At 70.7% G+C, this 9,840-nt stretch carries 8 protein-coding genes; 2 read left to right on the top strand and 6 right to left on the bottom strand.

The window, feature by feature from the left end; all coding sequences use genetic code 11:
* Both A5787_RS12285 and A5787_RS12280 read left to right on the top strand, forming a co-directional pair.
* Window positions 1-1,332, top strand: a 1,332-nt coding sequence (locus A5787_RS12285; RefSeq protein WP_066966680.1) for a bifunctional diguanylate cyclase/phosphodiesterase, incomplete at its 5' end; no start/stop codon positions are given.
* Window positions 1,333-1,337: 5 nt separating this feature from the next.
* The gene (locus tag A5787_RS12280) at window positions 1,338-3,026 is read left to right on the top strand and encodes a hypothetical protein (RefSeq protein WP_066966677.1); all 1,689 of its coding nucleotides are present in this window, start codon (window positions 1,338-1,340) and stop codon (window positions 3,024-3,026) included.
* Here A5787_RS12280 and A5787_RS12275 read toward each other — a convergent pair.
* From A5787_RS12275 to A5787_RS12250, 6 genes are all read right to left on the bottom strand, one after another.
* Complete coding sequence (locus A5787_RS12275; RefSeq protein WP_066966675.1) at window positions 3,009-4,142, bottom strand: glycosyltransferase family 4 protein; 1,134 nt, start codon at window positions 4,140-4,142, stop codon at window positions 3,009-3,011. The two genes, A5787_RS12280 and A5787_RS12275, sit on opposite strands and share 18 nt — an antisense overlap.
* On the bottom strand, window positions 4,139-5,566 hold the full coding sequence (locus A5787_RS12270; RefSeq protein WP_231993945.1) for an O-antigen ligase family protein: 1,428 nt from the start codon (window positions 5,564-5,566) through the stop codon (window positions 4,139-4,141). Before A5787_RS12270 ends, A5787_RS12275 begins: the two co-directional genes overlap by 4 nt.
* A 32-nt stretch (window positions 5,567-5,598) precedes the next feature.
* Window positions 5,599-7,158, bottom strand: a complete 1,560-nt coding sequence (locus tag A5787_RS12265) for a polysaccharide biosynthesis tyrosine autokinase (RefSeq protein ID WP_066966670.1) — start codon at window positions 7,156-7,158, stop codon at window positions 5,599-5,601.
* 3 nt (window positions 7,159-7,161) lie between these two features.
* Entirely contained in the window at window positions 7,162-8,277 is a 1,116-nt protein-coding gene (locus A5787_RS12260) for a glycosyltransferase family 4 protein (protein WP_066966669.1), read from the bottom strand.
* Complete coding sequence (locus tag A5787_RS12255) at window positions 8,274-9,371, bottom strand: methyltransferase domain-containing protein (RefSeq protein ID WP_066966668.1); 1,098 nt, start codon at window positions 9,369-9,371, stop codon at window positions 8,274-8,276. Before A5787_RS12255 ends, A5787_RS12260 begins: the two co-directional genes overlap by 4 nt.
* A partial coding sequence (locus A5787_RS12250) for a methyltransferase C-terminal domain-containing protein (RefSeq protein WP_369829111.1) occupies window positions 9,368-9,840 on the bottom strand: 473 nt, incomplete at its 5' end. The genes A5787_RS12255 and A5787_RS12250, both read right to left, overlap by 4 nt.

Here is a 9,840-nt window from a genome sequence, read left to right as displayed (position 1 = left end):
GCCGAGCACGACGATTTGACCGGCCTGTACAACCGGCGGGCGCTGGTCGCGCACCTGACCGAACGGCTCGCGCCGGGAAGCCCGGGACCCGTCGCGGTCTTGTACCTCGACCTGGACCGGCTCAAGCCGATCAACGACTACCTCGGCCACACCGCGGGGGACTGGTTCATCCGTGTTTTCGCGCAACGGATTCGGGTGTGCGCGGGCAGCCAGGCGATGATCGCCCGGCTGGGTGGCGACGAGTTCGTCGTCATCCCCGACCAGGCGATGTCGACCGGGACCGCCGAGTCGTTCGCGCGGCGCCTGGGGACCATGCTGCGCGAGCGCCTGGCTATCGGCGGGCACATGATCACCCGCACCGTGAGCATCGGGCTGGCGGTGGGCATGCCGGGGCGTGACAACAGCACCGACCTGTTGCGCCGGGCCGACGAAGCCGTCCTGACGGCCAAGCGCGGGGGCGGCAACCAGGTTGCGCTGTCCACCGACGACATGTCGCTGAAAAGCGCCTTCCGCAACGACATCGAGCTGCATCTGCAGGGCGACATCGACAGCGAAGCGCTGCTGCTGCATTACCTGCCCGAGGTCGACCTGTGGACCGGCGCCATCGTCGCCGCCGAGGCGCTGGTCCGCTGGCGGCACCCGATTTGGGGCCTGCTGCTGCCGGATTCGTTCATCGGGGTGGCCGAGTCGACCAACCTGGCCGGCGAGCTGGGCCGGTGGGTGATGCGCAGCGCCTGCGCCGAATTCAGCCGGTGGCGCGCCAACGGCGTTGGGCAGAGCGCCGTCCTGCGCATCAACGTCTCGCCCATCCAGCTGATCACGCGCGGCTTCGTGCGCAGCGTCGCCGACACCATCGAGGAGTTCGGCATCGACGGCGGATCGGTCTGTCTGGAGATCACCGAGCGGGCGGTGGTGCATGACATCGAAACCACCCGCAAGACGCTGCACGAGCTGAAGGAAGTCGGCGTCCAGATCGCCATCGACGACTTCGGCACCGGCTATGCCGTTCTGTCGCACCTGAAGTCGCTTCCGGTCGACATGCTCAAGATCGACACCGGCTTCGTCCGCGACCTGGGTACCAACGCCGGCGATCTGGCGATCGTCCGCGCGATCATCGGATTGGCCGAGGCGTTCGGCCTGCAACTGGTAGCCGAGGGAGTCGAGACACCCGCCGCCGCACTGACTCTGATGCAACACGGCTGCCACCGCGCGCAGGGCTTCCTGCTGTCCCGACCCGTCCCGGGCAACGCGATGGAAGCGCTGCTGGCCGCGCGATGGATGCCGATGCCGTTCCTCGCCGACCGCGAGGCGCTGTCGTTAGGCGCGATCTAGCCCACATGTTTCGTTCGTCGAATAAACGGGGTAAGAGCGCCCTCGCCGCGGTCATCGCATGCACGGCGCTGCTGCTGAATGGGTGCGGCGGACATCCCAATCCGGGGCCGTTGTCCGCGATGGTCTTTCCGGCCATCCCGCCCACCGTTCAGGAGATCGCAAACCCGCTGCGCGGCCAGTACGAGGACTTGCTGATTCCGCTGTTCCCGCAAGGCAATCCGGCGCAGCAGCGGTACCCGGCGTGGCCGGCATCCTACGACGCCAGCATGCGCATCTCGTGGCGGCAGTTGCAGCCCACCGACCCGCGTACCCTGCCGCCCGACGCCCCCGACGACCGCAAGTTCGACTTCAGCGCGATCGACGACGCGCTGACGAAGCTGCAGAACCGCAATATGCGGCTCACCCTGCGCGTGTACGCCTACAACTCCTGTTGCAACGACTCCTATCCCGACAACACCAACATCGCGATCCCCGACTGGATGCGCTCGGCGTCCACCCCGTATCCCGCGCCGGCGAACAGCCCGACGCCCGGGGTGACCCAGGTGGTGCCGAGCTGGAACGACGCCAATTACCTCAACGCGTTCGGGCAGCTCCTGGCGGCGCTGGGCCGCCGCTACGACGGGGACGAGCGACTCAGCGTGTTCGAATTCTCCGGGTACGGGGATTTCAGCGAGAACCACATCGCCTACCTGCGTGACGTGTTGGGCGCGCCCGGTCCCGCGCCGGACGAGAGCAAGGCGATGCTGGGGTATTACAGCCAGTTTCGCGATCAGAGCATCACCACCGATTCGATCCGGCAGCTGGTCGCGGCGAACGTCAACGCGTTCCCGCACACGCAATTGGTGGTCACGCCGCAGAATCCCGAGATCGTCCGCGAGCTGTTGGCCGACGACGTGACCAAGAAACTCTCGGCGCCGGTGGGCGTCCGCTCGGATTGCCTTGGCGTCCAGGCGCCGTTGCCGGCGTGGGCCGAATCCAGTGACTCCCAATACGTGCGCAGCAACGACGCCGTCGTCAACGCGCTCAAGCAGCGGATGGCGTCCGCCCCGGTGATCACCGAGTGGTGCCAGCTGCCCAACGGAACCGACCCCCGCTCCTATTACGAGAAGGGCCTGCACGACGTCGTCCGCTACCACGTGTCGATGACGTCGAGTGTCAACTTCGCCGACCGCGAGTCCAGGTCGGCGATGGACCCCGGCCTGTTTTTGCTGTGGGCCCAGGCCAATACCTCGGCGGGCTACCGGTATTCGGTCGAGGGGCGCCCGGGCTCCCAATCGCTGCAGGGCAAGGTGGCGACCATTTCGGCGGCCTGGACCAACTACGGCTCGGCGGTCGCCACCGAGCAGTGGGCGCCCGGGTACAAGCTGGTGGACTTCTCGGGGGCCGTGGTTCGCAGCCTGCCGGCGACGGTCAACCTCAAGACGTTGGTGAGCGACGACAGCAGTTCCTCCCGCGAGGAGGCGGTGCCGGCGTCGACGACCGAGACCGTGCGCATCGACCTGAACGGCCTGGCGCCGGGCCACTACACGCTGCGCGCGTCGGTGGACTGGCAGCAGCACAAGCCGGGCGCATCGCACGTGGTGAACTACGCGCCGATGGCGTTGGCCCGCGACGGTCGCGACGGCGCGGGCCTGTATCCGATTGCCACCCTGGATATTCCGCGCGACTCGACGATCTCAGCGAACGGGCAGTGACCGCAGCGACGCCTCGCGCCCCGGCGCGGACGCGCCCGCCAGGCCGGTCCACAGCCGGGCCAGCGAGTCGTACCAGCGCTGCAGCCCGAAGTCGCCGGCGCGGGCGGGCGCGGCGGCGCCCAGCCGCACGCGCAGGGGATCGTCGGTGACGAGTGCGGTCAGCGCGCCGGCGATCTGGTCCGGCGAGCCCGGCTGCACGACAACGCCGGTGACGCCGTCGCTCACCGCCTCGCCGATGCTGCCGACCGTCGTGGTCACCGGCGCCAACCCGTACGCCATGGCCTCCAGCAGCGCCATCGGCAGGCCTTCGTCGCGGCTGGGCAGCAGGAAAACGTGTGCGCCGCAGAGCAGTTCGTCGCGGGCCGTCGCATCCAGCCAGCCGGCCACCCGGATGGTGTCGCCGAGCCCGGCCGCCGCCACGGCGGCGCGCACGCCGTCGACCTCGCCGTCGCCGGCCAGGGTCACGCGCAGCCGGCGGCGAATCGCCTCATCGAGCGCCGCCACGGCCGCGACGATGTCGTAGCTGCCCTTGCGCGTTCCCATCCGGCCCAGCGCCACCGCGTGCACCCGGTCGACACCCGATTGGGCCACCGCGGTTTCGGGGATGCGGACGGCGTTGTGCAGCACGCTGATCCGGCCGCCGGGCAACCGCAGCCGGCCCGCGTACTCCTCGACGTGGCGCTCGCCCAGCACCAGCCAGTGATCGGCGACGAGCATGCGGCGCACCGCGGCCCGCGCCGGCGCGGGCAGCCGGTCGAACCAGCCACCGAAGCCGTAGCTGTGTCCGTGCACCACGGCCGGCACGCCGGCCAGCCGCGCTGCAGCCAGCGGCACCGCCTTGCGCAGCACGCTGCCGCCCTGGGCCAGGTTCGCGTGCAGCACATCGGCGCGGCCGCGCAGCAACAGCCAACTGGCGCGCAGCATTCCGCGGATGCCCACCAGCAGCTTGACCGACCGCGACCGGTCCACGTAGGTGGGCACCACGGCGACGCTGATCCGCTCGTCCGGATGCACGGCCATCAGGGCGGCCACCGTCGCCATGCCGCCGCGGCTGTCCGCCGCCGCGGGCGCCGGCCCGATCACCAACACCCGCACCGGTTTTCGTCCGGCACTCACCGCGCGGCCCCCGCGAGCAGCGGCTCGGCGCCGGCCTCCGGGGCGTGCGAGCGGCGCCGCAGGCGCGCGCACGCCAGGGCCGCTCCCAGCGCCATGCCCAGCGTCATGGCGTTGGCGGGGTCTTCGGGCAGCGGGTCGACGATGCACATCACCAGCAGGCCGGCGGAGACCGCGGCCGCGGCCTTCGCCGGCGCCGACGTGCTGCGCAGCGCGGCGACCAGCGGCGTGAGCGCGAACACCGCGAACGCGGCCATGCCGACGACACCCGATTTGGCCAGCCACCACAGGTAGAAGTTGTGCGAGTAGGTGGTGCCCAGCGTGTTGGTGAACTCGTCCGGGTCGTTGCCGAACGGCTCCTGATAGGCGTAGCCGAGCCCGTGGCCGAACACCGGCGCCTCGCCGATGGCACGGTTGAGCTTGGCGTCCTCGGCCAGCCTCGCCAGCGTCGAGGAGTCCACCGCGAGCGCGTTGCTCGAGACGCCGCCGAGCACCCGGTGGCTGAATCCGGTGATCTGATCGCTCAGCCATTCGCCCGCCATCGAATGCTGTAGCAGGAACAGCGCGCCCGGCACCGCCACCGCCAAGATCCCCGCGCCGGCGAGGGCCAGCCTGGCCGCCCGGCGCAGGGACGACCACCCCAGCGTGGCGACGAACGCCACCACCGCGGCGACCCCGAGGGCGATCAAAGTGTTACGGGAGAAGGCCAGCACCGAGATGATCAACGCGGGCAGGCCCAACGCGAGGTACCAGACGGGCGTGAGGCGCCCGACGATCTGCGCCGCCACCAGGGCGGCCAGCACCGCGATCGCCGGCGTCAGGGTGGCGGTGATGACCCGGTTGGCGATGTCGCCCGTGTCGGTTTGCAGGCTTTCCAGCCGGCCCGCCAGCCGCAGGCCGCTCGAGGAACTGAGGACGGCCATGGCCGCCGAGAACCACAGGGTGAGCACCATCGCGTGGACGGACAGCTTGACGTAGTCGCCGTACACGATGACGAGCGCCAGCACGAAACCGCCGACCATCTCGAGCAGAAAGGTGGCCTCGCGCACGATGATCGGCGCGGAATGACCGGTCGCGAATCCGACGGCGGCGAAGTACGCCACGATCAACACGAACATGCCCGGCAACAGGTACTCGGAGAAGCGCAGCCGCACCGCCGGCAGCACGAAGCAGACGGCCAGCACCAACGCCACGTGGTAGGCGTTGACCGAGACGGGCCCGATCACCTTGGCGACGTGCAGGCCCTGCGGCAGCGCCGCGAACGCCAAAAACAGCGCGACGCCGATCATCGTCGCCGGCCTCGTCCAGTAGATCACCAGGCAGAACGACAGGCCGATCAACATCACCCCTTGGGTGGTGTTGCGCACGGACAGCACGCCGAAGATGAAGCACCCCAACGCGAATACCGTCAGGACGGCTCCAGACATCGCCAGGCGGTGCCGACTCCGCAGGTACAGGATCACGCCGGTCGGCCTACCTTGGTCCGGTAGGTGCGGGCGGCGGCCCTGGCGTGCCGGGGGAGCCGCGCATCGGTCAGCACCGTGCCGATGACTTCGGCGCCGGCGGCGCGCAGCGCGGTGAGCGCGTCGGCGAGTTCGTCCTCGGTGGTGCGCCCCGCGCGAACCACCAGCACGGTGGCCTGCACCGCATCGGCCAGCAGCCCGGCGTCGGCGGTCGCCAGGACCGGTGGGCCGTCGACCACCGTTCGGTCGAAGCTGGCCGACACGTCGGCCAGCACCTTGTCGAGGACCTCCGGCAGGTAGGCGCTGCTGGGCAGCGTGTCGCGGCGAACGGCGCGGGCCGCCAGGATGAAAAGCCCCGGAATCGTGGTCGGCTTAACGGCTTCCGTCGCGATGTCGGGATCGGACAACGCATTGCCCAGCCCCTCCCCGGAGTCGACCTTCAGCAGGCCGGCGATCACCGGTCGGCGCGTGTCGCCCTCGACAAGCAGGGCGTCTTCGCCGGATTCGGCGAAAGCCCTCGCCAGGTTCAGCGCCGTCGTCGTGGTTCCCTCGCCGCCGAACGGCGCCGTCAGCAGCACGCGCCGCGCTCCCGGTTCCATCGCGCGGAGCAGGCGCGCCCGCAGGCCGCGCACCGCGTCGTCGAACGATATGTCGGTGCCGAATCGCGGTGCGTTGCCGCGCCTTCCGGGCAGCTCGGCCAGGGTCGGCAAATTGGAGAGCCGTTCCAGCTTCGCTCGGTCGCGCACGGTGCGGTCGGCGGCCTCGCGCGTCAACGCCACCCCCGTCCCCAACAGCAGGCCGGCCGCCAGCCCCATGGCCATGTTGCGCACCGGGACCGGCTTGATGGGACTGTCCGGCACGCCCGGCTGCTCGATCACCGTCGCCCTGGCGATCGGCGTATTCGGGGCAACCTGGGGCGGCAGCGCCTGCGGCGTGGCCGCCTGGGTCGGGGCCGGCGGCTGATCCACCGTCGGGGTGGTGTCGCCGCCGGGCTGCGTGGCGGACGGGCCGTCGGTGTCCGGCGCCGCGGGCGCCTGTGTCGGGCCCTGGGTCGGGGGAGCCTGCGGCGGTGGTGCTTGCGGCGGTGAGCTGTTGACCAGCGCCACTGGGTCTTTCGGATTCACCCCCAACGTGCCGACGATCCCGGTGAAGGTGTCGGCCATCGCCTTCGCCAGCGCCGCGGCGCGATTCGGATCGGTGTCGGTGACGGAGATGGTGAAGAGGGTCGACTTGGGCGTGTACTCCACATGGGTCTCGCCGGCCAGCGCGTCCGCGCCGATGGGCAGATGGAATTGCTTGACCGCGCGCTCGGCGACGGCGTGCCCGCCGGCGATCGTCGCGTAGGACGACAGCCGCTCCTGGGCGGCCTGCGTTCCCGAATACACCTGGGCGAGGTCGGTCTCGCCGGAAAACGAGATGAGGACGGTGGCGGACGACTGGTAGCTCTTCGTCTGGAGCGCGGTCACCGCGGCGGCCCCCGCGAGGCAGGCCAGCAGCGCGCCGACGAACAGCTTCCAATGGGCCGTCAGCGTCCGGACAAACGTGCGAAAATCCATGAACTAAAACCTTTCCCGGCGCCGGCCGGCGCGTGCGAGTTCACGCGCGCCGAACGTGGGGCGCGCGGCCCGCACCTCGGCGAGGATGTTGAGTAAGCGGTCCGCGGCCGCGTCGCCGCAGCAGCGCCGCGCGTAGTGGCGCGCCGCCTCGGCGCCTCGGCGCGCCGCGACGGCCGGATCCGCCAGCTTGTCGAACGCGGCGGCCAGCCCCGCGACGTCGTCGACACCGATCACCGGGCCGCCCGGCGGCTGGTACTCGGGCAATCCCCCGATGTCCGAAACGATCGGCATCACGCCCAGCTGCATCGAGAGCACCTGCACGCCGCTCTGCGAGGCGCGCCGGTAGTGGGCCACCGAACCCTTTGCGGTGGAGAGCGTTTCGACGACGTCGGAGTAGCGATACGAGCCGGAGAGCCACCGCGCATGTGGCGGCAGGGTGGCACTTCTCAGGCTGATCGGCCCGTCGCCGATGAGCAGCAGGTTGTCCCCGCGCCAGGCCTGGCCGCTGACATGCCGTTGCCAGGCGCGCAGCACGACGTCGATGTTCTTGTAGGGGTTGAGCCGGCCCGCCATCACGAAGTCGCGGCGCCCCTCGGCGCGCACCGGCGCGGGGACGAGCGCCACGTCGAGGTCACTGGTGAGGGGCAGCACATGCACCGGAGTGCCGGCCACGTCCCGGCGACTGATGATCGCGTCCGCGACGTAGTCGCTGTAGGTGATGGTCGCCGCCGAGCGAGCGCCCCATCGATCGAAGACCGCGCGTTCGTAGCCCGGCCGCTGTTCGCCGGCGTCATGGGGGCTGTCGTCGTGCACCAGCTGCACGCGGGGCGCCCCTGAAGCCATCGGGATCCAGCGCAGATCGCGGACCAACTCGGCGATCACCACGTCCGGCCCGTAGTCCCGGACGCGACGCCAGCCGGCGATGCTGCCCGGCCACGTCGCGGCGGTCCGAAACCGCGGATCGAGCACCAGCTCGTAGTCGCGGGCGGCGTCGGACTCCGGGTGCTGGTCGGACGTCACCAGCAACACGTCGGCTCCCCGCCGCCGCAGCGCCTCGGCCTGCACGCGCGCCAACGGCCGCATCCACGGCGAAAGCCAAAGCACCCGAATCGAACTCATAGCGCCGGCCGCTTCCCCCCGGCGCCGGGGTCGACCGACCACCGCCCGTCGAGCTGGGGATATGCCTGCCGGACCTCGTCGTAGAGATCGGGCAGCGTGAGCATGACGCGGTCGGGATCGGCCGCGACGAGCTGCTCGGGTGAGATGATCCCGACGTCGGTCCCGGGAATCCTGCGGCCGTGCTTCGCCGGCGAGGCGTCGGCCACGGCCTGCAGCAGCCGCCGGTCGATGCCCGCGAGGCTGAACAACGAGACCACGCGCGAGCCGGCGCCGTACCCGTACACCGTGCGGCGGTCGGTTGCCTGCGCCACCAGCCAGTCGCGCAGCTGGGCGGCGTGCTGCTCGGCGGCGCGCTGCAGGCGTCCCACGACCGCCGGGTCGGTGATGCCGAAGGCTTGCTCCCGCCGCACGATGTCCTTGGCGCGTTGGTCGGGTTCGGCGCTGCCGTGCACAGCGGCGATCAACACAGTGCCGCCGTAGAGATCGAACTCCCACGCCGAGGCCACGCTCATGCCCGCGGCGGCCAGCAGCCCGGCCAGCGCCGTCAGCGAGTAGTAGGCAAAGTGACCGTGGCGCAACGCGTTCCATTGCCCCTGGTCCACGATCGTCAGCAGCGAGTGAAATTGCAGCAGCAACACGCCGTCCGGCACGGTGGCCTGCGCCCGGACCTGGAAGGCCCGCCGCTGGTCCGGCTCGTGCATGATGCCGAACGAGTCGAGCACGACGTCGGCGCGCTGGGCCGACGCGAAACCGCGGTCGGCCAGCAACGGCAACCACGTCCCGCCGTGGGGGCTGCCGAATTCGCGCACGGTCGCGCCCCGCAGCCAGCTGGCGTCGGCCACCCGCCGGACGGCCTCGATCGCCTGCTCACGCAGGGCCTGCGGCTGGATGCCGCGCGGCTCGGCGGCCACCGTGTCGTCGTCGGCGAGCTGGGCCAGGCCGCAGCCGGTGCACAGGTCCATGGCGAGCGGATGGGACGACTCCTCCGGGCGCACGGGTTCGGCGACCGGGGGAAACTCGTCGCCGGCCGGCACCGTCCCCAGGTCGAGGACCCGGCGAAGGTCCGCGCCGCCGCACGCCCGGCAGGTGCTCATCGCCGCACACTACCGATTTCTGCGGTGTGCAGCGCCGGAAGCGGGAAGACCAACTGCCCGCCCCACTCGGCGATGTAGCCGAGCTGCTCGGTCAGCTCCGTTTCGAGGTTCCACGGCAACGCCACCACCACGTCCGGGCGGTCGATTGCGATGCGCTCCGGCTGGTAGATCGGGATTCGGGTTCCCGGCGTGAACCGGCCGTGCTTGTACGGGTTGCGATCGACCGTGTACTCGAGCAGGTCGGTGCGGATCCCGCAGTAGTTCAGCAATGTGTTGCCCTTGCCCGGCGCGCCGTAGCCGACCACCCGCTTGCCGTCGGCCCGGCACTGCAGCAGGAAGCGCAGCAGCTCCTGCCGGATGGCCTCGGTCCGCGGACGCAGCTGCAGATAGCCGTCGACCTGGTGCAGCCCGGCGGCCTCCTCGAGGCGCATCACCTTCTCCACCCGTTCCGTCGGCTTTCCGGCGATCT

It is taken from the genome of Mycobacterium sp. 852002-50816_SCH5313054-b (assembly GCF_001667185.1).
Classification (GTDB): domain Bacteria; phylum Actinomycetota; class Actinomycetes; order Mycobacteriales; family Mycobacteriaceae; genus Mycobacterium.
The sequence above is the reverse complement of the archived record's forward strand: the minus strand, read 5'-3'. Positions and strand labels throughout refer to the sequence as shown.